Below are 20,184 nucleotides of genomic sequence, written 5' to 3'. Positions count from 1 at the left end.
GATCGTTCCCGCGCAAAGCGTGGGAACGATCAAGCTGGCTTTTAGTTCACCGTCAGGATCGGGCTACCCAACCGCTCCAGCAACGTCGCCTGGGCACTGCGCGGGTTCTGGTTGCCGGTCGGCGTATTACGCATGTAACGGCCGTCCGACTGCAGGCTCCAACTGTGGGTGTTATCGGTGAGATAACTCTCCAGCTCTTTCTTGACCCGCACAATCAACTTCTTGCCTTCCACCGGGAAACAGGTCTCCACCCGCTTGTCGAGGTTACGCTCCATCCAGTCGGCACTGGAGAGGAACATCTGCTCCTCGCCCCCGTTAAGGAAGTAGAACACCCGCGTGTGCTCCAGGAAGCGACCGATGATCGAGCGCACGTGGATGTTATGCGAGACCCCGGAGATTCCCGGCCGCAGGCAGCACATGCCGCGCACCACCAGGTCGATACGCACGCCGGACTGGCTGGCCTTGTACAGCGCACGGATGATTTTCGGATCAGTCAGCGAGTTGAACTTGGCAATGATATGCGCCGGCTTGCCCTCGAGGGCGAACTGGGTTTCCCGGGCAATCATGTCGAGCATGCCCTTCTTGAGAGTGAACGGCGCGTGCAGCAGTTTCTTCATGCGCAAGGTCTTGCCCATGCCGATCAACTGGCTGAACAACTTGCCGACGTCTTCACACAAGGCGTCATCGGAGGTCAGCAGGCTGTAGTCGGTGTAAAGCTTGGCGTTGCCGGCATGGTAGTTGCCGGTGCCCAAGTGAGCGTAACGCACGATCTCACCGGCTTCCCGGCGCAGGATCAACATCATCTTGGCGTGGGTCTTGAAACCGACCACGCCGTAGATCACCACCGCACCGGCCGCTTGCAGGCGACTGGCCAGTTGCAGGTTGGACTCTTCGTCGAAACGGGCGCGCAATTCGATCACCACCGTGACTTCCTTGCCGTTACGCGCCGCGTCTACCAGCGCATCAACGATTTCCGAGTTGGCGCCGCTGCGGTACAGGGTCTGGCGCACGGCCAGAACGTGCGGGTCCTTGGCGGCCTGGCGCAGCAGGTCGACTACCGGCGTGAACGACTCGAACGGGTGCAGCAGCAAGATATCCTGCTTGCTGACCACGCTGAAAATGTTCTCGCTGTTTTGCAGCAATTTCGGGATCTGCGGGGTAAACGGGGTGTATTGCAGCTCCGGGTGGCTGTCCAGGCCGGTAATGCTGAACAGGCGTGTCAGGTTCACCGGGCCGTTGACCTGGTACAGCTCGGTCTCACCCAAGTTGAATTGCTTGAGCAAGTAATCGGACAAGTGTTTCGGGCATGTGTCCGCCACTTCCAGGCGAACCGCATCGCCGTAGCGACGGGAGAACAATTCACCGCGCAAAGCGCGGGCCAAGTCTTCCACGTCTTCGGAGTCCAGGGCCAGGTCGGCGTTACGGGTCAGGCGGAACTGGTAGCAGCCCTTGACCTTCATGCCCTGGAACAGATCATCGGCATGAGCATGGATCATCGACGACAGGAATACATAATTATCGCCCGCGCCCCCTACCTCTTCCGGTACCTTGATGATCCGTGGCAACAGACGCGGTGCCGGGATGATCGCCAGGCCCGAGTCGCGACCGAAGGCATCAATGCCTTCCAGCTCGACAATGAAGTTCAGGCTCTTGTTCACCAGCAACGGGAACGGGTGAGTCGGGTCGAGGCCGATCGGGGTGATGATCGGTGCGATCTCGTCGCGGAAATAACGACGCACCCAGGTCTTGATCTTGGCGGTCCAATGGCGGCGACGGATGAAGCGGACCTGATGCTTTTCCAGTTCCGGCAACAGAATGTCGTTGAGGATCGCGTATTGACGATCCACATGGCCGTGTACCAGCTCACTGATACGCGCCAAGGCCTGATGCGGTTGCAGGCCGTCGGCACCCGCCTGTTCACGGGCAAAGGTAATCTGTTTCTTGAGACCGGCGACGCGAATCTCGAAGAACTCGTCCAGGTTGCTGGAGAAGATCAGCAGGAACTTCAGCCGCTCCAGCAAGGGATAGGACTCATCCAGCGCCTGTTCCAGCACGCGGATGTTGAATTGCAGTTGCGACAGCTCGCGGTGGATGTACAGGCTGCTGTCATCCAGGTTGGGAGTCGCGATCGCCGGCACCACCACAGGGGCCTCGACCGCCACGACAGGCGGTGCTGGCTCCAACTCCGGAGGGGTTTCGCTGGCTTGTTCAACCACCGGCTGAGCGTCTTTTACGGCAACTTCTGAGAGTCCTTCGGTATTCATCGAGTGTTCCTGTGAGGGCTATTGTTGCTCTCTAAGCAATTGGGCGGCGCGGGCGGCAAAGTAGGTGAGGATGCCATCAGCACCCGCACGTTTAAAGGCTGTCAGGGATTCAAGGATCACCCCTTCATTCAACCAACCATTCTCGATGGCGGCCATGTGCATGGCGTATTCACCGCTAACTTGATAGACAAAGGTCGGCACCTTGAATTCCTCCTTGACCCGATAAAGGATGTCCAGGTACGGCATGCCGGGCTTGACCATCACCATATCGGCCCCTTCGGCCAGGTCCGCCGCCACTTCGTGCAAGGCTTCATGGCTGTTGGCCGGGTCCATCTGGTACGAGGCCTTATTGGCCTTGCCCAGGTTCAGGGCCGAACCCACCGCATCCCGGAACGGGCCGTAGTAGGCGCTGGCGTACTTGGCCGAGTAAGCCATGATCCGCACATTGACGTGGCCGGCCAGTTCCAGGGCCTCGCGAATCGCCTGGATGCGGCCGTCCATCATGTCCGACGGCGCGACCACCTGGGCGCCCGCAGCCGCATGGGACAAGGCCTGCTTGACCAGCGCATCGACGGTGATGTCGTTCTGAACATAACCGTCTTCGTCGAGAATCCCATCCTGCCCGTGGGTGGTGAACGGGTCCAGGGCCACGTCGGTGATCACCCCCAACTCAGGGAAACGCTCGCGCAAGGCACGGGTGGCACGCTGGGCAATACCGTTCGGGTTCCAGGCTTGCGCAGCGTCCAGGGACTTGAGTTCACAAGGCGTGACCGGGAACAGTGCCAAGGCCGGAATTCCCAGTTCGACCCAGTTCGCCGCCTCTACCAAGAGCAGATCAATGGTCAAGCGTTCTACACCCGGCATCGATGCCACCGCTTCCCGGCGATTTTCACCATCCAACACAAAAACCGGCAGGATAAGATCATCCACCGTCAGGACGTTTTCACGAACCAGGCGACGAGAAAAATCATCACGACGATTGCGGCGCAGGCGGGTGGCGGGAAACAGACGATTGGCGGGGGTGAAGCTCACGGCAGACTCCTGAGCTCGGCTTGACGGGCGAGCGTGACAGTTATAAGCGGTCATTATGACGAAGGAATTACAGTTGTGCTTAGCTCATACAACGGCATGCAACCTGTCGTCGCATTCCCGGTTTCTGTAGGAATTGTTCACTTCACGACACATTTCGATACTTTCATGAAAGTCCACGAAGGCGTAGGCTGCGCGTTCATTTCGCCAGCACCCAGACAATGCTCCAACAATTCCTGCATGACTTTGGCTACTTTGCTCTTTTCCTGGGCACGTTCTTCGAAGGCGAAACCATTTTGGTCCTCGCAGGCTTCTTGGCGTTCCGCGGATATATGGATATCAACCTGGTGGTGGTCGTGGCTTTTTTCGGCAGCTACGCCGGTGACCAACTGTGGTATTTCCTGGGGCGCAAGCATGGTCGCAAGCTGCTGGCACGCAAGCCGCGCTGGCAATTGCTGGGAGACCGGGCCCTGGAGCATATCCGCAAGCACCCGGACATCTGGGTGTTGAGCTTCCGTTTTGTCTACGGTCTACGCACGGTGATGCCGGTGGCGATTGGGCTTTCTGGTTATCCGCCCGCGCGCTATTTGCTCCTCAACGGCATCGGCGCGGCCATTTGGGCTGCCGCGCTGGGGGCCGCCGCCTACCATTTCGGCGCAGTGCTCGAAAGCATGCTGGGCAGCATCAAGAAATACGAGTTGTGGGTGCTGGGCGCCTTGCTGGTATTGGGCCTGGGCTTGTGGCTGCGTCGGCGCATCAAGAATGCCCGCTTGACGCGCCAGGCCTGTGCCGATGAAAAAGCCCGGGTGGCTGCAGAGCAACAATCCGAGCAAAAGTGAGAGGCTACGACGCTAGTCGAGTCAGCCGGTCTCTGCAGCAGTAGAGGCCGAAGACGCTAAACAGACTGTAACTGACCAGGCCCAGCCAGCCCAACGCACTGGCCGACCATAAGCCGACCAGCGGCGCCAGCCACACTAACGGCACGTTCAATACCAGGCGCAATAACTCGGCCTTTAGCGCCCACGGCCGATTCTCCAGTGCCACCCCCAGGGTAAACAAACCTAAAACCATCGCACTCCAGCCCAACATCAGGGCGGCGGTTGGCAACCCTTCGCCAACATTCATCAAATAGCTGCCAAAGGCCACATAAGCGGCGAATTGAAGAGCGATGTAAAGCTGCTGCCGAGCGTCCAGAGGCACTTCAAACTTGCGGAACTGGCTCAGGTCCGGCTTGGCCAGTGGGTACTTTGCCGCCACATCCGCCGGTCGCCAACCAGTGCGCATGAACCAGATACGCAGCTTGTCCCACTTGCTTTCAGTACGCCGCGCATCGCTCCACAACTGTGCATAAAACTGCAGGTTGGCCCACAGCGGATTCCAACTGGCCAGCGGCGTGGTCACACCAAAGATGACGGGCTCATTTTCGTCTTCTTCCTGGAACGAACCAAACAGCCGGTCCCAAAAAATGAACACTCCGCCGTAGTTGCGATCCATGTAGAGAGCGTTCTGTGCATGGTGAGCCCGATGATTGGACGGTGTGACGAAGAACCGCTCGAGCCAGCCCAGCTTGGGCACATGGCGGGTATGAACCCAGAATTGATACAGCAAGTTGAGCGACGCGACGCTGATAAACACCACCAACGGCACACCGAGCACGGCCAGAGGCAGGTAGAAGACCCAGCTCAGGAGAAAACCAGTACTGGTCTGGCGCAGGGCGGTGGTGAGATTGTAGTCCTCGCTCTGGTGATGCACCGAATGGGCGGCCCAGAGGATGTTGCGTTCGTGGCCGAAGCGGTGCAGCCAGTAGTAGCAGAAGTCGTAGAAGATAAAGGCGAATACCCAAGTCCAGATACTTTGGGCCGACAGCTCGATCAGCGCCAGGTGCTTGAGGGCGAAGGCATAGGTCAGTAGCCCCACGCCTTTGGTCAACAGCCCGGTGGTGGTAGATAGCACGCCGGTGCTGAGGCTGTTGATGGCGTCCGCCACCCGGTAGTTGCGCTCACCACGCCAACGGTCGGCCAGCAGTTCGACCACGATCAAGGCAATGAAAAACGGTACCGCGTAAGGCACGAAGTCCATGGGCAAGTCCGATCAATTTTTGTTACATCAAGATTAGGTGTTACGGCTGGATATCCCATTGGCAATGAGTGACAAATAAGTAGACATTTAACGCCATGAATCAGGAGAAATGCCCATGAGCAAAAAAATTGCAGTGATCCTTTCCGGCTGTGGCGTATATGACGGTGCAGAGATCCATGAAAGCGTGATCACCCTGCTGCGCCTGGATCAGCGCGGCGCTCAGGTCCAGTGCTTTGCCCCCGACATTGCGCAACTGCATGTAATCAACCACTTGACCGGCGAAGAGATGCCCGAATCGCGCAACGTGCTGGTGGAGTCGGCGCGGATTGCCCGGGGCGCCGTGAAGGACATTCGTGAGGCCCACGCCGAGGACTTTGACGCGCTGATCGTACCTGGCGGCTTTGGCGCTGCAAAAAACCTGTCGAACTTCGCCGTCGAAGGCGCCGGGTGCAGCGTCAACCCGCAGGTGCTGGCGCTGGCCGAGGCCTTTGCCGAAGCGGGCAAGCCCGTGGGATTGATCTGCATATCCCCGGCCCTGGCGGCGAAAATCTACGGCCCTGGCGTGACGTGCACCATTGGCAACGACGCCGATACAGCGGCGGCCATGGATAAAATGGGCGCGACCCACCAGGAATGCACTGTTGATGAGATCGTCGAAGATAAGGCCCGCAAGCTGGTAAGCACCCCGGCGTACATGTTGGGCAAGAACATCAGCGAGGTTGCATCCGGGATCAACAAACTCGTGGATCGGGTGCTGGAGCTGACCCACGAGAACGATTAATCGGCACGCATCAACTTGGTCAGAATCCGATCCAAGGCATTGGCAAACGCCTGCTTTTCCTTCTCCCCATGAGGCGGCGGGCCACCACCCATCTGGCCCTGCTCGCGCAGATCAGTGAACAGGTTGCGCACCGCCAGCCGTTCACTCATGTTCTGCGGACTGAATTCCTTGCCCCGAGGATCGAGCACTGTCACGCCGTTTTTCACCAGGCGATCGGCCAGAGGAACGTCGCTGCAAATCACCAACTCACCGGGCATGGCATGCTCGACGAGGTAGTCGTCAGCGGCGTCCGGGCCGCTGGGCACCACAATCAACTTCACACACGAAAAACCCGGCTTGATCTGGCTCTGACCCGCCACCAACACCACCTCGAATTGGCGCTTCAGGGCGAACTTCACCACCTGGTCCTTCGCGGCCCGGGGGCAAGCATCAGCATCGATCCAGACTCGCATGGTTATGCCGCCACCCGGCGTTTCTCAGCCAACCGACTACGGCCATACAGCACCACAATCGCCAGAATCGCCACGGCCTGGGCGCTCAACGAATAGGCGTCCGCGTGGATCCCCAGCCAATCGAAGTCAAAGAACGCCACCGGCCGCGTGCCGAAGATGCCGGCTTCCTGCAATGCCTTGACGCCATGACCGGCGAACACCACAGACAGCGCGCACAACAGCGCCGCGTTGATGCCGAAGAACAATGCCAACGGCAGCTTCGCCGAACCCCGCAGGATCACCCAGGCCAGGCCCACCAACAGTACCAACGCCGTGGCTCCGCCCGCGAGTACCGCGTTGTGCCCGGCAGTCCCGGCCTGCAACCAAAGGGTTTCGTAAAACAGGATCACTTCGAACAGTTCGCGGTAGACCGAAAAGAACGCCAGCATTGCAAAACCGAAACGCCCACCGCCGCCCACCAGACTGCTCTTGATGTAGTCCTGCCAGGCTGCCGCGTGGCGCCGGTCGTGCATCCATACCCCGAGCCACAGCACCATGACACTGGCAAACAGCGCCGTGCAGCCTTCCAGCAATTCGCGCTGGGCACCGCTGACATCAATCACATAAGCCGCCAAGGCCCAGGTCGCCAGACCCGCCAACAGCGCCAGGCCCCAACCGACGTTGACGCTGCGCACCGCCGATTGCTGGCCGGTGTTACGCAAGAAGGCAAGGATCGCCGCCAACACCAGAATCGCTTCCAGGCCTTCGCGCAGCAAAATCAACAGGCCGGAGATATAGCTCAAGGACCAGCTCAGGCCATCACTGCCCAACAGATCCGCAGACTCCTTGAGCTTGCCCTTGGCCGCGTCCAGGCGTTGCTCCACCTGTTCAATCGGCAAGCCATCCTGCAACGACTGCCGGTAGGCCATCAGGGCCTTTTCGGTGTCTTTGCGCACGTTGGCGTCGACGTTATCCAGGGAGCTTTCAACCAGCTCGAAACCTTCCAGATAGGCGGCCACCGACAAGTCGTAGGCCTGTTCGTGATCACCGTTGCGAAACGCGGCGAGGCTTTTGTCCAGAGTCGTCGCGGTGTAATCAAGCAGCTGCGCAGGGCCACGCTTGACCTGCGGCGGCTGCGCCCGCTGTGCGCGGAAGGTCGCGATGGCCTCGGGACCTTGCGCCGCCAGCACTTCGTTGGGCGTCTGGCGTGCCAGATCAGCGAGGTTGAAGATTTTTTCGCTTTTCGCAGCAGCCGGGTCAGCGGTGAAACTGGCGATATAGGTGGCTAGGTCCCAACGCTGACGGTCGTCCAGTTGATCGGCGAAAGATGGCATGTCCGTGCCTTCGACGCCCAACCCAAGGGTGTTGTAGATCGCGTAGAGGCTCAAGCGATCCAGGCGCGCGGCATCCCGCAGGTTGGCCGGTGGCGGTGTCAGGCCGACGCCTGCGGGGCCATCACCGGCGCCTGCTTCACCGTGGCACACTGAGCAGTGCTGGGCATACAGTGGCGCACCACGAGTCGGGTCCGGGGTAATTGCCGGAGCTTGGCTGACCTCATAGGCCACTGCCAGCTTGGCCCCCAATTGTCGGGCCTGATGAGCCACCGTCGCACCGTCCTCGCGGGCTTTCACAGCGACGAGCAGTTCATCGACGCCTTTCACCAACTCAGCTCGCTCAGGCTTTTGCGCAAGCTCGCCCATCAGCCCCTGCAACACCCCAAGAAACTCCACCTGCTCACGGTATTCAGAATCGTCGATGACCTTGCCCGCCTCCACCGTCGACGGGTAATCGGCACCGATGTAGTCCAACAGGTGCAGGGCCTGGGGTGCGCCTTCGGCGGTGGCTGCCAGCAAGTTGAAGCTGCACGACACCAACGCAGGCAACAGCAGCCAGGCGAGGAAACGGGAAGGGCCAGTCATGAATGAATCTCAAATGGAAATACGAAGTAACACATTGTTAAACGTTAAAGGGTTTGACTCAAGTCGTTAGTGACTTGGCGTTTGGAACATCGGGACATAAGGGCGCAGGAGGTAGTGGCAGGGTGGCGGACTTGGGCCGGATCAAAATGCGCGCGCTGGCTTGCCTGCGCCCACATTTTGATCCGGGGTCTTCAGTCAGGCCGTTGCGCGGTGCATGCTGGCCAGGAAGCCCGCCGCCCCCACAAACAGCCCGGCAAACGTGCGGTTCATGCGTTTTTGCTGCTTGGGTGTACGTAACAACCGCAGCACTTTCGACGCCAGGCCCGTGTAGCCGGCCATGACGATCATATCGACGCAGATCATCGTCGCACCCAGGATCAGGTATTGGATCAGCAGCGGCGCCTGAGGATTCACGAACTGCGGCAGCACCGCCAGCATGAACACCACGGCCTTGGGGTTGCTGGCGTTGACCAGGAAACCTCGAAACATCATGGCCAACGGCTTGCCGATGGGGCGAATCGCCCCATCATCGGAGAGGTCGGTTGGCAGCGCGCGCCACTGTTTGATCGCAAGGTAAACCAGATAGGCCACGCCGAACCATTTGATCGCATAGAAGGCCGTCGAAGATGTCGCAAGAATCGCCCCCAGGCCACCGGCGACCACGGCAATTTGCAGCGCCAGGCCCAGTTGCAGGCCCAGGGCGTTCCAGTAACCGCGCAGGAAACCGTATTGCAGGCCGCTGGACATCGAGGCGATGGCACCGGCACCAGGAGAGAGACTGATGATCCAACTGGCGAGAAAAAAGGCCAGCCATGTGTCGAGCGCCATTACATACCTCGGAACAAATTCGTTGTTAAGCACTAAGCTAACTCCGAGACCCGAGGGCTGGCTATCGAATTTTCATTGCAGGAGCAGGTACGCTTGGTTCCTGCGCCTACAAAAGCACGTCCGTGCCGCGCCAACGACGCACCGAGCGCTGGAAGAACAGGCTGTTGGGCACTTGCACCATCACACTGCCCGTTCCCGCCTCTTCCACCTCAATCAACGTGGTGTACAGCAAGTTGATCGCCACCACTCGGCCTTTGACGCCGGGTTTATCGACAGTGTCCACCAGCTCGACCACATCCCCGAGACGAAACGGCCCGACGGTAAAGATCAGAATCGCGCACAGCAGGTTGGACAGCACCGACCACATTGCGAAGAACGCCACTGCCGCGACCGCGACAAATCCTGACAGGGCCGTCCATAACACAGTGGCGGAAACCCCCAGACGCCCCAGCACGAAGATCAGCGCACTGCCCATGATCACCCAGCGCAGCCCCCCACGCAGCGGCATCAACAATTGTGGCGGGAACGGATAACGCTCCCCGAGACGGGTCAGGCACTTGGCGACAAAACGCTGGGCAAGATAGCCGCCCAGCAGGATCAACAGGATTTGCACGCCGGTCCACACGGGGCCGACCCATTGTGCCGGCAACGGCAGTTGTAGGGCTTCCATCAGGACAGCGCCTCCAGCTCAGCTTGCAAGGACTCCAACAACTCAAGGGCTTCCATCCAGGTTTCCTCCAGCTGCGCCTCGCGGACCTTGAGTTTGGCCTGCTCAGCCAGCAAGTCCCGCAGTTCGTCCTTGCGCGCCGCTTCGTACACGGCACTGTCGCCGAGGCTGGTTTCGATCTTCGCCAGTTTCTCGTGGACTTTACCCAGCTCAGCTTCCAGCTTGTCGGCTTCGCGCTTGTGGGGCGCCAGCTGCTGGCGCAGTGCGGCGGCGGCTTGGCGCTGGGCCTTCTTGTCAGTCTTATCGAGGTTGACCGGGGCGCTGTTGACTGGCGCGTGGCGCAGACGATAGTCCGTCAGCCAACGCGCGTAGTCTTCCAGGTCACCGTCAAACTCCTCGACTTTGCCATCAGCCACCAACAGGAAGTTGTCGGTCGTGCTCTTGAGCAAGTGCCGATCGTGAGACACCACCAGCACCGCACCAGTGAATTCCTGCAGGGCCATGGTCAACGCCAGGCGCATTTCCAGGTCAAGGTGGTTGGTGGGTTCGTCGAGCAGCAACAGGTTCGGCCGACCCCAGGCAATCAGCGCCAGGGCCAGGCGGGCCTTTTCGCCACCGGAGAAGTTCAATACCGGCTCGTCAATGCGCGCGCCACGGAAGTCGAAACCACCCAGGAAGTCCCGCAGGATCTGCTCGCGTTCGGTGGGGGCCAGGCGTTGCAAGTGCAGCAGCGGGCTGGCCTTGGAGTCGAGGGAGTCCAACTGGTGCTGGGCGAAGTAGCCCACCACCAAGTTCTCACCGCGTACCAGGCGACCGGCCAGGGGCTGCAATTCACCCGATAGGTTTTTGATCAGCGTCGACTTGCCGGCGCCGTTGGGGCCAAGCAGGCCGATCCGCGCACCCGGAGTGAGTTGCAACTTGACCTTCTCCAGCACGGCCTTGTCGCCGTAGCCCAGGCGAGCATCGGACAGGTCAAGCAACGGACTGGAGATTTTCAGCGACTCGCGGAACACGAAATCGAATGGAGAATCGACGTGGGCTGCCGACAGCTCTTCCATGCGCTCCAGGGCCTTGATCCGGCTCTGAGCCTGGCGGGCCTTGGTGGCCTGGGCCTTGAATCGGGCGATATAGCTTTCCATGTGCGCCCGTTGCGCCTGCTGCTTCTCGTAAGCCTGTTGCTGCTGGGCCAGGCGTTCGGCCCGGGCGCGTTCGAAAGCGCTGTAGCCACCGCGATAGAGAGTGATTTTTTTCTGTTCGACGTGAGCGATGTTGTCTACCACCGCGTCGAGGAAGTCCCGGTCGTGGGAAATCAACAACAAAGTGCCGGGATAGCTTTTCAGGAAGTCTTCCAGCCACAGGATCGCATCGAGGTCCAAGTGGTTGGTCGGCTCATCGAGCAGCAACAGGTCCGAGGGGCACATCAGCGCCTGGGCCAGGTTCAGGCGCATACGCCAGCCACCGGAGAAGTCGGCGACCGGGCGATCCATCTGTTCGTTGGTAAAACCAAGACCGGCGAGCATCTTGCGGGCGCGGGCATCGGCAGTGTAGCCATCGGCACTGTCGAGCTCGGCGTGCAGGCGGGCCTGGGCGGCACCATCCTGGTCTTTCTCGGCCTGCGCCAGGTCATGTTGCACCTGGCGCAGGCGCAAGTCGCCATCGAGCACGTAGTCGATCGCAATGCGGTCCAGGGTGTCGATCTCCTGGCGCATATGCGCGATGCGCCAGTCAGCCGGCATCAGGCAATCCCCGGAGTCGGGGGTCAACTCACCCAAAAGCAAGGCGAACAATGTGGATTTTCCGGCGCCGTTGGCACCAATCAGGCCAGCTTTGTGACCGGCGTGCAGGGTCAGCTCGGCATCTTCAAGAAGACGTTGCGGGCCACGCTGTAATGTTAGGCTTTGAAGTCGGATCATAATGGCGGCGGAGTCTACCAGCTTCGTTGACCGCTGGCTTGGGTAGGAATATGTGCACTGACCTGTGGAGCTTTGCCCTCTCGACTTACGCCCGCCCGGGCGTGGAGAACACTTGCCTGCGATTGCAGGAGCAAGGGGCTGATGTGTGCCTGTTGCTCTGCGGGTTATGGCTGGAGCAGCAAGGTGTGGCACCTGAACCTGCACGCGTGCTGGCACTGCGGCAGATCGCAGGTCCTTGGCAGGACGAGGTGGTGGAGCCGCTGCGACGAGTGCGCAAGCAATGGCGAGCAATGGCGCAACATAATGCCGGGCTGGATGCATTACGCGAGCAGGTCAAAGCCTTGGAGCTGGAAGCCGAGCGGCAGTTGCTGCTGTGTCTGGAGACCCGGGCGCAGGAATGGCCAACGGGTGAGGCAACGTATCAAGGTACGTGGCTTGAAGGGCTGACAACTGAAGCCGCCAACCTTGACCACGACGCGCTGCATCAGCTGCGCGTCGTGGTCACCGGCACTTAGGAAGCGCTGGTTGGGCTGGTGCTTGCAGCCGGTGCAGGGGTGCTGCTGGCCGGTACGGTGGGCGCTGTAGTACTGGCAGCAGCAGGGGTCGCCGCAGTAGCTGGCTTGGCAGCGGGAGCCGCAGGCTTTGCAGCCGGAGCTTTGGCAGCAGGCTTGGCCGCTGGTTTTGCGGCAGGCTTGGCAACGGTAGGCTTAACGGCGGGCTTGGCAGCAGCGGTTTTAACGGCCGGCTTTGCAGCAGGCTTGGCAACTGCTTTAGCGGCAGCTGGCTTGGCGGCTGGCTTGGCAGCAGCGGTTTTAGCAGCAGGCTTGGCAACTGCTTTAGCGGCAGCCGGCTTGGCGGCTGGCTTGGCAGCAGCGGTTTTAGCAGCCGGTTTTGCAGCGGGCTTGGCAACTGCTTTAGCGGCAGCTGGTTTGGCCGCTGGTTTTGCAGCAGGGGTTTTAGCAGCCGGTCTGGCAGCAGGCTTGGCAACTGCTTTAGCCGCAGTTGGCTTGGCTGCTGGTTTGGCTACAGCGGTTTTAGCAGCCGGTTTTGCAGCAGGCTTGGCAACTGCTTTAGCGGCGGCCGGCCTTGCGGCTGGTTTTGCGGCGGCCGTTTTAGCGGCAGGTCTTGCAACAGGCTTGGCAACTGCTTTAGCGGCGGCAGGTTTGGCAGCAGCGGTTTTAGCGGCAGGCTTCACTGCAGATTTCGCTGCTGGTTTGGCGGTGCTGGCGGCGGCCTTTTTCACGGCCGGCTTAGCAACTGGTTTCGTCGATGCTTTGGCCGCAGGCTTGACCGCAGCTTTTGCAGGCGCCTTGGTTGCCACTGCTTTGCTGGCTGGTTTTTTCGCCGCACTCGCAGCCGTTTTAACCGGTGCTCGGGAGCTCAGTACCTTGCCAACGGCTTCTTTCACACGACCAACACCCTGGGCCAGTTTCAGGCTCTCTTGAGCATCGCGCTTGAGCTGTAGAATGTAGGTGCGGGTTTCGGATTGGCGATTCTTGAGGGCGTCGAGCAAGTCCTCAAGTTCTTTGACTGCGCCTTTGGCCTTGGCTTGTGCCTTGGTTTTACCTGCGCTTGCTGCGCCTTGCAGTTTGACACGGGAGTTATGCAGTTTTTCCTGAGCCTTGCCGCGTTGTTTTTCCAACTTGGCGAGCAACTTCTCAGCATCAGCCAAGGCTTGGGAACAAGCGCTTTCCAAATGCTCGAGCAGGCTGCCCGAGAGCTGTTGGAGCAAGTGCAACGGGGTATTTACAGGCTTCTGTTTGGCCGACATGGTTTACCTCCTGGCTGACGTGGGTGCGGCTCATACTAGCCCTCTGCTCTTACCGCCGCTAGGGCATGTTGACAGTATCGAACGCCTAGCGTTGCACTGCATAGAAATTCTTATCGATATAACGAAAGTCCACTCCAGTTTTTACGCATTCACGCTGGCATAATCCATCGCACTTTCGGCTGGAGAACACCCATGTCGCGTTACCTTTTTTTAGTTTTTTGTTTGTCGTTTTCAGTCGCCAGTGCGAGCGAGAAAACCGCCTCCAAAGACAATCACGACCTAGCCTACAGTGTGGGCGCGAGCCTGGGTGAACGCCTGCGCCAGGAGGTTCCCGACCTGCAAATCCAGGCATTGGTCGACGGCCTCAAACAGGCCTACCAAGGCGAACCCCTGGCCTTGGACGATGCACGCATCAAGCAGATCCTGGCCCAGCACGAAGCACAAGCCGCAATCGCCGATCAACTCCCGCAGAGTGAAAAGGCCCTCCTTGCCGAACAACAATTTTTATCCACGGAAAAAGCCAGGAGCGGTGTGCGCGAATTGGCCGATGGGATCTTGTTGACCGAACAGGTTCCCGGCAACGGAAAAAAACCGGCGGCCAATGATCGGGTTCAGGTGACGTATGTTGGGCGGTTACCCGATGGGGCGATCTTTGACCAGAGCAAACAACCGCAGTGGTTTCGTCTTGGCAGCGTGATCAGTGGCTGGCGCAGCGCATTGCAACAGATGCCGGTCGGCGCAAAATGGCGCCTGGTGATTCCATCTGCCCAGGCCTATGGCGCTGACGGGGCTGGTGAACTGATCCCGCCCTACACGCCTTTGGTATTCGAGATCGAGTTGCTCGGCGTGAGTCGCTAGCCAAACAAAAACGGTGCGCCATGCGCACCGTTTTTTTGTCTTGCCGCAGCCCATCAGGCCTGTGCTGCGGACTCCTCCTTGTGGGCGTTGTGCAGCACTTCGATCAGGCAATCTTCCAGCTCGAAACGCTCATGGAGCAAGCCACCCAACTCCTTGAATTTCGCCGCAACGCATTCGCCCTTGTCACATAGATCGGTGAATGCCAGGAGTTTCTCGGTAATGACATCAATGCGCGGGTAAATGGTTTCGGCCAAGTCCAGACCACGCTGATCGTCGAAGGCCTCGGCTTCCTTGGTCAGTTGCTCGTAGACACCAAAATGGCCGGCAGATATGTAATCCACCAACACTTCACAGAACTCTTGCAGCGGCTTGCGATTCTCGGCCAGCGCTTCGGGCTTGGCGCCGAGAGCATCAAAGGCCCGAACCAGTTCGTGACGCGCCGTCAACCAACCATCGATCAGTTTGTGCACACCACCCCAGCGTTCCTGAGCATTCTGACAACCTTCCAGCATGATGATCTCTCTTCCCTTATGGGCGCTGCCGCCCTCTGCCCGTGCAACGCCTCAAACATTAAAGCGGTTACCGGACAAAGTCGCATAAACAGACGGTTTCAATAACGCGTGCGAGCCAGATTATGCCCGCACGACTATGGCTTCAAGGTACGCAGGAGAGAAAGTTCATACAAGTGTTTAATCCCATCCTAATAATCTGCGTCCTCGATTCAGTGCTTCACCGGGTGAAAACGCTGGCTGAACACCAACCGCGAGAACTGTGCGGCCCCAAGGGTCAGCATCCCAATGAAGAACAGCAAACTCCACTCGGGAAGGCTCAGGTCAAACAGCGTCCAGTTGATCTCCACACAGTCAAAACCGCCCTGAAATGCCCGTTTCAGAGCCTCCAGGAACGACAAGTCCGCGATCATATGCTGCAAGCTGGGCCAACAGTTGGGCAGTTGATCCTCCGGAATATTTTGCAACAACACCTGACGCAGCGCAGTAATAGCTCCGAGTAACGTACAGCCCATGCTAGCTCCCCCGTACAGATAGATTCCGTGACGCGTGGGGCCATGCACCGCTGCTGCCAGGTTGATCAAAGTAAAGATAGCCAGGAAGACCCGTTGCACCAGGCACAGGAAGCAAGGACGCAACAGGGCTCCATACTCCAAGTAAAAGGATGCGCCCAAAGTCAGCGCACCGGCCATAAACGCCAGAAGGAACAAGGAGCGTGAGGGGGCCAAAGACATTGTTTATCCGCAACGCAAGAGATAGGTAGTTACGGTAGAGGAAAGGCCTTACCCCTTTCAATACGCGCCGGAGCAGACGATTCCGCGAAAACGTAGGGATATCCCGTCAGAACCGAGAGGATTGAGCCTAAGTCTATGTCGGACTTTACCGGCAAGTCGTTTTATTCGCACCTATCGGAGATATTGAAGGGTTGGACCAGACAATTCTGAAACAACCCCCCATGGTTTCCTACATCAAACCCGCGTCGGCACCGGAAGCGGCGAAGCCAGCAAGCGCTTATCCAGCAGCCCCAAACCCTCTTGGAACAATTGATTGCTGCGTTCGGTATCTCCCAACTGCGCCAGCAAGCGCGCCAGCTCGGCGCAGGCCTCGGGGTTTCGTTGAACCTGCAAGCTGCTTTCCAGGTAGTCCCGTGCCTTACCCCACAAGCTGTTTTGCAGGCTGAGTCGGCCCAGGGTCAGCAGCAGGCTCGCATCGCCTGGGTGGTCCTTGAGCCAGCCCTCGGCAAATTTCAATTGCCGTGCTGGATCACTGCCGCGCAGCAACCCATAGAGCCTGATCAAGTGGCTGTCATAGCCGCGCTTGATCGCACCGCGCAGCACTTCTTCGGCCTTGGCGTCTGCACCTAACTGACGCAATTGCTCCGCATAGGCGAGCACCAGAGCAGGCTCCTGCCGCTGGGCGGAAGTCAATTGTTGCCAGGCGCGCTCAAGGGATTGCTGGCCAGCCTCACCTTGCTCTTCACGCTGGGCAGCAAGGCTCAGGTTTTCGCCCCAGGCCCGGCGCTCAAGGTCTGCCAGCTCGCTGGCAGGCAACACTTTGTCCTTGCGCAGCTCTGGTAACAGCCGAACGACCGAGGGCCAATCACCACGCTGCTGATGCAACCGCTGCAATTGACGCAGCACTTGAGCATTATGTGGATGACGTTCGTGCATGGCCTGCAGGGTAGCCAGCGCACCGTCTGTGTCCCCACGATCCATTTGCAATTGTGCGTGGCTCAACGCCACTGCCAATTCGGCCTGAGGCTGTCGTTCAAGGGCACGCTCCAGCAAGCCGTCAGATTCTTCATAACGCCCCTGCTCGTTGGCCGCCCGGGCGGCACCGAGGTAATACAACAGCGGTTGGCGCTCTGCCTCGGCGGCACGGTGCAAGTGGCGCTCGGCACTGGCCCAGCGGCCTTCGGCAAGGTCCATCTGGCCTTGCTCGATGGCGATCTGGACCCGACGGCTACGGTTGCGTCGCGACCACGGGTTAACCACACCACCGGAAGTTGTCACCAGGCTCAGCAACACCCGGACCAGGTAAATCACCAGGCCAATGACAAACAGCGCCACCAGGGTCGACCATAGCCCGGACTCGTAATGCAGCACATGGGGATAGGTAATCAACACGTAGCCCGTGTGTTTCGAGATGCCCACACTCAATGCCAGGGCGATTGCAATCGCCAGCACGAGGATCACATAGAAACGCTTCATCGGCTTTACTCCTTGGTCGCCGGCGTGCCAGCGGAAGCCTTGGCTTCGTCGGCAGACAGATGACGACGTTCAAGGTAAGCCTGCACGGCAGCCAAGCTCGCGGCCAGGTCCGGTGTCACCACAGAGACGGCCTTGGGCTCCAGCTCGGCAAGCCGGGCCAGCATGGCCTGGCTTTGCGGATTGTCCTGATTGAAGTTGTCCTGCAGGACGCTACGAGCCTCACCCAAAGAGCGGGTGTATACCGCCGGCTCGCCATTGAGGGCAGCCCATTGCGCCTGCTCCAGCGCCAGGCTCAGGGCCAGGCGTACCTGGTTCAGGCCTTGGCCTGCGAGCAGCGGACGAATGTTGTCATCGGGATTGAAGTTGATGCGGAAATAACGGGAGATCTGCTCCCACCATTGGCTCCAGCGGCTTTCAGTATCAGTGGTTGGGCGACCTGCCTGGGGGGCATCCTGAAGCTGATACTCGGGCGAGTTGGCAGCCAGCTGTACTACCTGGTCGCGCAGGGCCGCCAGTTGCAGGTACAGGCCGGTGCGATCCGGTTGCTCGACACTGCGCAATGCCGCAAGGCTCTTGGCCAACTGTTCACGGGCGGCATAGGAGCCTGGATCACTCTGTTCACGGAGAATCTCATCGGCACCCTGGACCAGCGCCTGGGCGCTGTTGATGTCTTGCAAGGCCGACAGACGCAGGCTGGCCAGGCGCAGCAAGTGCTCGGCTTCAGCCAGGCGCCAATCCTGGCGGCTGGCGCCGAGTACGGTTTCCAGCCGCAGGTTCAAACGTTGCTGATCGCCCTGCAATTGCGCGACCAGGCGGCGGCGCTCTTCCAGTTCATCGGCACCCGGCAATTGCGCCAGGCGTGCCGCCAACTGTTGCTGGCCTTGCTTGAGACCTTGGGATTGATCGTCCAGGGTTTGCACCTGCCCCAACTGCTGCTGGGTACTCGCTTGCAGGGCCCGGACCTGCCAGATCCCCCAGCCACCAGCCGCAATACCTGCGGCACCGAGCAACAAGGCCACGATCACCAGGCCGTTGCCACGGCGTGGAGCAGTGACCGGTGCCTCAACAGGCGCATCAAGCGCGGGCTGAGCTTCATCTTTAGGCAAGGCTGTTTCGCTCACGTATCCATCCTTTGCGTTTTAGAGAGTGGGCTCATCAAGACTGCGTAGCGCCACTAACAAAGCCGCGGCACTGGCACCGCGACAATCCACAACTTTATTTGCACCCGCGGCACGCGCCATCTCGGCGACTCGCGGGCTGGGCACGAACAAGGGTAGCTGTGCCACCTGCGGCCAATCCAGGCCAGCCAACACTTGCAGATGTAAAAACCCCTGCCCACTGCTGACCACCAGGCCGTTCAAGCGTTCCACCTCGATGCGCTGCGTCAATTCACCAGGAGCGTATGCCGGCAGAAAGCGTCGGTACAGCTCCAGATAATCGACACTAGCACCTAGATCGCGCAAGCGCTCGGCCAGCAACTCTCGCCCGCCGTCACCGCGCAGGATCAACACCCGAGCGCCAGGGCATGCAATAGCGTCGCGCAACCTTGGTAAATCAAGCAAGGCTTCGCTGTCATCGCCGTCTTGAGGACAACTGACGTCAAAGCCTTGATCGGCCAATACCTGCGCCGTCGCCGCGCCCACACTGAACCATGGTTGAGAGGGCACTTGATCAAGCCGCTGCAGGGCAAGACGTGCTGCAGGCTTGCTCACCGTGATCACGGCACAGTATCGATCCAGATCACGAAAAACCGCCTCTTGCTCAGTGGTGGCAGGCAACGCTTCGATTCCCAGCAAGGGCAGGCTGCTGCTGAAAACACCTTCCTCGGACAATGTCGTCGCCAGGGCCGCCGACTCCTCGGCAGGCCGCGTCAGCAGCAAGCGCCAACCGGTCACTGCGGGCCGGCCTCACTGTAGACTTTCTGCAGAATGGCGCCGGCGCCTTTTTCCAGCAGTTCTTGCGCCACCTGGACACCCAGGCGAGTCGCGTCGCTCTGTGGCCCGCGAATTTCTGCGGTGAGCAGCGTTCCACCCTCCGGATCACCCACCAGGCCACGCAGCCAGAGGTTATCGCCCTCAAGCACGGCATAGCAGGCGATCGGTACTTGGCAGCCGCCATTGAGGTGCTTGTTCAGAGCCCGCTCGGCGGTGACGCGCACTGCGGTGTCATAGTGATCAAGGGGCTTGAGCAGTGCATGAATCTCGCTGTCGGCCGTTCGGCATTCGATCCCGACCGCGCCCTGCCCGCCCGCGGGCAGGCTGTCTTCGACGCTGATGGCCGAAGTGATGCGGTCTTCGAAGCCCAAGCGAATCAAACCCGCCGCCGCCAGGATGATCGCATCATATTCACCAGCATCCAGCTTGGCCAGGCGAGTGTTGACGTTGCCTCGCAAGAAGCGGATTTGCAGGTCTGGACGCTGGGTCAGCAATTGGGCCTGGCGACGCAGGCTGGAGGTGCCGACGATACTCCCCAGCGGCAATTCGCCCAGGGAGGTGTAGGTATTGGAAACGAACGCATCGCGCGGGTCTTCACGCTCGCAGATACAAAACAGACCGAGGCCTTGAGGGAAATCCATCGGCACGTCTTTCATCGAGTGCACAGCGATGTCGGCATCGTTCTCCAGCAGGGCAGTTTCCAGTTCTTTGACGAACAGGCCCTTGCCACCAATTTTCGACAACGGCGAGTCAAGCAGCTTGTCACCGCGACTGACCATGGGCACCAGGGACACCTTGAGACCGGGATGAGCCTGCTCTAGACGTGCTTTAACGTATTCGGCCTGCCATAAGGCCAAGGCACTTTTACGGGTGGCGATGCGGATTTCGCGAGAGGACATGGATCAATCCGTACTGAATAGATACGGCAGATAATAACAGCTCAAGCAAATACGCTTTGATTTGAATCAGCAAGTGTGAGGCCTCCCTGGCC

19 protein-coding genes are annotated in these 20,184 nt (G+C 59.7%); 4 read left to right on the top strand and 15 right to left on the bottom strand.

Annotation, left to right across the window (positions count from 1 at the left end; genetic code table 11):
* Positions 1-41 precede the first annotated feature (41 nt).
* Positions 42-2,264 (bottom strand): polyphosphate kinase 1, encoded by a 2,223-nt coding sequence (ppk1, locus tag GIR22_RS04125; RefSeq protein WP_154742087.1) that lies wholly within the window; start codon positions 2,262-2,264, stop codon positions 42-44.
* 18 nt (positions 2,265-2,282) lie between these two features.
* Positions 2,283-3,296, bottom strand: coding sequence for a porphobilinogen synthase (gene hemB / locus GIR22_RS04120; RefSeq protein WP_178122080.1), 1,014 nt, complete (start codon positions 3,294-3,296; stop codon positions 2,283-2,285).
* 218 nt (positions 3,297-3,514) lie between these two features.
* On the opposite strand from hemB, the gene GIR22_RS04115 reads away from it, so the two are divergent.
* A complete protein-coding gene (locus tag GIR22_RS04115) occupies positions 3,515-4,132 on the top strand; it encodes a DedA family protein (RefSeq protein WP_154742085.1) in 618 nt (205 codons plus the stop codon).
* 4 nt (positions 4,133-4,136) lie between these two features.
* Here the strand turns inward: GIR22_RS04115 and GIR22_RS04110 are convergent, their stop codons facing one another.
* A complete protein-coding gene (locus GIR22_RS04110; protein WP_154742084.1) occupies positions 4,137-5,372 on the bottom strand; it encodes a sterol desaturase family protein in 1,236 nt (411 codons plus the stop codon).
* A gap of 115 nt (positions 5,373-5,487) precedes the next feature.
* Between GIR22_RS04110 and elbB the strand changes: the two genes are divergently transcribed.
* A complete protein-coding gene (gene elbB, locus GIR22_RS04105) occupies positions 5,488-6,153 on the top strand; it encodes an isoprenoid biosynthesis glyoxalase ElbB (protein WP_154742083.1) in 666 nt (221 codons plus the stop codon).
* Here the strand turns inward: elbB and GIR22_RS04100 are convergent.
* The 5 genes from GIR22_RS04100 to abc-f form a co-directional block, all read right to left on the bottom strand.
* Positions 6,150-6,605, bottom strand: coding sequence for a YaiI/YqxD family protein (locus GIR22_RS04100; protein ID WP_154742082.1), 456 nt, complete (start codon positions 6,603-6,605; stop codon positions 6,150-6,152). The two genes, elbB and GIR22_RS04100, sit on opposite strands and share 4 nt — an antisense overlap.
* A gap of 2 nt (positions 6,606-6,607) precedes the next feature.
* A complete protein-coding gene (locus tag GIR22_RS04095; RefSeq protein ID WP_154742081.1) occupies positions 6,608-8,503 on the bottom strand; it encodes a cytochrome c/FTR1 family iron permease in 1,896 nt (631 codons plus the stop codon).
* 195 nt (positions 8,504-8,698) lie between these two features.
* Positions 8,699-9,331: a LysE family transporter gene (locus GIR22_RS04090; RefSeq protein ID WP_154742080.1), complete on the bottom strand. Its 633-nt coding sequence runs from the start codon at positions 9,329-9,331 to the stop codon at positions 8,699-8,701.
* Positions 9,332-9,437: 106 nt separating this feature from the next.
* Entirely contained in the window at positions 9,438-10,001 is a 564-nt protein-coding gene (locus tag GIR22_RS04085; RefSeq protein ID WP_154742079.1) for a mechanosensitive ion channel family protein, read from the bottom strand.
* Positions 10,001-11,911 carry a ribosomal protection-like ABC-F family protein gene (gene abc-f / locus GIR22_RS04080; protein WP_154742078.1) on the bottom strand — a complete coding sequence of 637 codons (1,911 nt, stop codon included), beginning with the start codon at positions 11,909-11,911 and terminating at the stop codon, positions 10,001-10,003. The genes GIR22_RS04085 and abc-f overlap by 1 nt, the downstream gene beginning before the upstream one ends.
* Before the next feature lie 50 nt (positions 11,912-11,961).
* Between abc-f and GIR22_RS04075 the strand changes: the two genes are divergently transcribed.
* The gene (locus tag GIR22_RS04075; RefSeq protein WP_154742077.1) at positions 11,962-12,426 is read left to right on the top strand and encodes a TIGR02444 family protein; all 465 of its coding nucleotides are present in this window, start codon (positions 11,962-11,964) and stop codon (positions 12,424-12,426) included.
* Here GIR22_RS04075 and GIR22_RS04070 read toward each other — a convergent pair.
* Complete coding sequence (locus GIR22_RS04070) at positions 12,423-13,682, bottom strand: AlgP family protein (RefSeq protein WP_154742076.1); 1,260 nt, start codon at positions 13,680-13,682, stop codon at positions 12,423-12,425. The two genes, GIR22_RS04075 and GIR22_RS04070, sit on opposite strands and share 4 nt — an antisense overlap.
* Positions 13,683-13,874: 192 nt before the next feature.
* On the opposite strand from GIR22_RS04070, the gene GIR22_RS04065 reads away from it, so the two are divergent.
* The gene (locus GIR22_RS04065) at positions 13,875-14,540 is read left to right on the top strand and encodes an FKBP-type peptidyl-prolyl cis-trans isomerase (RefSeq protein ID WP_154742075.1); all 666 of its coding nucleotides are present in this window, start codon (positions 13,875-13,877) and stop codon (positions 14,538-14,540) included.
* A gap of 53 nt (positions 14,541-14,593) precedes the next feature.
* Here the strand turns inward: GIR22_RS04065 and rsd are convergent, their stop codons facing one another.
* The 6 genes from rsd to hemC all read right to left on the bottom strand — a co-directional run bounded on the left by rsd (position 14,594) and on the right by hemC (position 20,092).
* Positions 14,594-15,052, bottom strand: a complete 459-nt coding sequence (gene rsd, locus GIR22_RS04060; protein WP_154742074.1) for a sigma D regulator — start codon at positions 15,050-15,052, stop codon at positions 14,594-14,596.
* 209 nt (positions 15,053-15,261) lie between these two features.
* Positions 15,262-15,783 (bottom strand): disulfide bond formation protein B, encoded by a 522-nt coding sequence (locus GIR22_RS04055; RefSeq protein ID WP_154742073.1) that lies wholly within the window; start codon positions 15,781-15,783, stop codon positions 15,262-15,264.
* Between the two features lie 234 nt (positions 15,784-16,017).
* The gene (locus tag GIR22_RS04050; RefSeq protein ID WP_154742072.1) at positions 16,018-17,259 is read right to left on the bottom strand and encodes a heme biosynthesis protein HemY; all 1,242 of its coding nucleotides are present in this window, start codon (positions 17,257-17,259) and stop codon (positions 16,018-16,020) included.
* Positions 17,260-17,264: 5 nt separating this feature from the next.
* On the bottom strand, positions 17,265-18,380 hold the full coding sequence (locus tag GIR22_RS04045; RefSeq protein WP_178122079.1) for a uroporphyrinogen-III C-methyltransferase: 1,116 nt from the start codon (positions 18,378-18,380) through the stop codon (positions 17,265-17,267).
* 18 nt (positions 18,381-18,398) lie between these two features.
* On the bottom strand, positions 18,399-19,154 hold the full coding sequence (locus GIR22_RS04040; protein ID WP_178122078.1) for a uroporphyrinogen-III synthase: 756 nt from the start codon (positions 19,152-19,154) through the stop codon (positions 18,399-18,401).
* Positions 19,151-20,092: a hydroxymethylbilane synthase gene (gene hemC / locus GIR22_RS04035; RefSeq protein ID WP_154742071.1), complete on the bottom strand. Its 942-nt coding sequence runs from the start codon at positions 20,090-20,092 to the stop codon at positions 19,151-19,153. Before hemC ends, GIR22_RS04040 begins: the two co-directional genes overlap by 4 nt.
* Positions 20,093-20,184: the final 92 nt, after the last annotated feature.

This window comes from Pseudomonas karstica (assembly GCF_009707515.1).
Taxonomy (GTDB): Bacteria; Pseudomonadota; Gammaproteobacteria; order Pseudomonadales; family Pseudomonadaceae; genus Aquipseudomonas; species Aquipseudomonas karstica.
The sequence above is the reverse complement of the archived record's forward strand: the minus strand, read 5'-3'. Positions and strand labels throughout refer to the sequence as shown.

What these genes read in the sequence shown, in the direction of transcription:
- ppk1 (WP_154742087.1), bottom strand. Translation starts at nt 2,264, where the DNA reads ATGAATACCGAAGGACTCTCAGAAGTTGCCGTAAAAGACGCTCAGCCG.
- GIR22_RS04115 (WP_154742085.1), top strand. Translation starts at nt 3,515, where the DNA reads ATGCTCCAACAATTCCTGCATGACTTTGGCTACTTTGCTCTTTTCCTG.
- GIR22_RS04110 (WP_154742084.1), bottom strand. Translation starts at nt 5,372, where the DNA reads ATGGACTTCGTGCCTTACGCGGTACCGTTTTTCATTGCCTTGATCGTG.
- elbB (WP_154742083.1), top strand. Translation starts at nt 5,488, where the DNA reads ATGAGCAAAAAAATTGCAGTGATCCTTTCCGGCTGTGGCGTATATGAC.
- GIR22_RS04100 (WP_154742082.1), bottom strand. Translation starts at nt 6,605, where the DNA reads ATGCGAGTCTGGATCGATGCTGATGCTTGCCCCCGGGCCGCGAAGGAC.
- GIR22_RS04095 (WP_154742081.1), bottom strand. Translation starts at nt 8,503, where the DNA reads ATGACTGGCCCTTCCCGTTTCCTCGCCTGGCTGCTGTTGCCTGCGTTG.
- GIR22_RS04090 (WP_154742080.1), bottom strand. Translation starts at nt 9,331, where the DNA reads ATGGCGCTCGACACATGGCTGGCCTTTTTTCTCGCCAGTTGGATCATC.
- GIR22_RS04085 (WP_154742079.1), bottom strand. Translation starts at nt 10,001, where the DNA reads ATGGAAGCCCTACAACTGCCGTTGCCGGCACAATGGGTCGGCCCCGTG.
- abc-f (WP_154742078.1), bottom strand. Translation starts at nt 11,911, where the DNA reads ATGATCCGACTTCAAAGCCTAACATTACAGCGTGGCCCGCAACGTCTT.
- GIR22_RS04075 (WP_154742077.1), top strand. Translation starts at nt 11,962, where the DNA reads ATGTGCACTGACCTGTGGAGCTTTGCCCTCTCGACTTACGCCCGCCCG.
- GIR22_RS04070 (WP_154742076.1), bottom strand. Translation starts at nt 13,682, where the DNA reads ATGTCGGCCAAACAGAAGCCTGTAAATACCCCGTTGCACTTGCTCCAA.
- GIR22_RS04065 (WP_154742075.1), top strand. Translation starts at nt 13,875, where the DNA reads ATGTCGCGTTACCTTTTTTTAGTTTTTTGTTTGTCGTTTTCAGTCGCC.
- rsd (WP_154742074.1), bottom strand. Translation starts at nt 15,052, where the DNA reads ATGCTGGAAGGTTGTCAGAATGCTCAGGAACGCTGGGGTGGTGTGCAC.
- GIR22_RS04055 (WP_154742073.1), bottom strand. Translation starts at nt 15,783, where the DNA reads ATGTCTTTGGCCCCCTCACGCTCCTTGTTCCTTCTGGCGTTTATGGCC.
- GIR22_RS04050 (WP_154742072.1), bottom strand. Translation starts at nt 17,259, where the DNA reads ATGAAGCGTTTCTATGTGATCCTCGTGCTGGCGATTGCAATCGCCCTG.
- hemC (WP_154742071.1), bottom strand. Translation starts at nt 20,092, where the DNA reads ATGTCCTCTCGCGAAATCCGCATCGCCACCCGTAAAAGTGCCTTGGCC.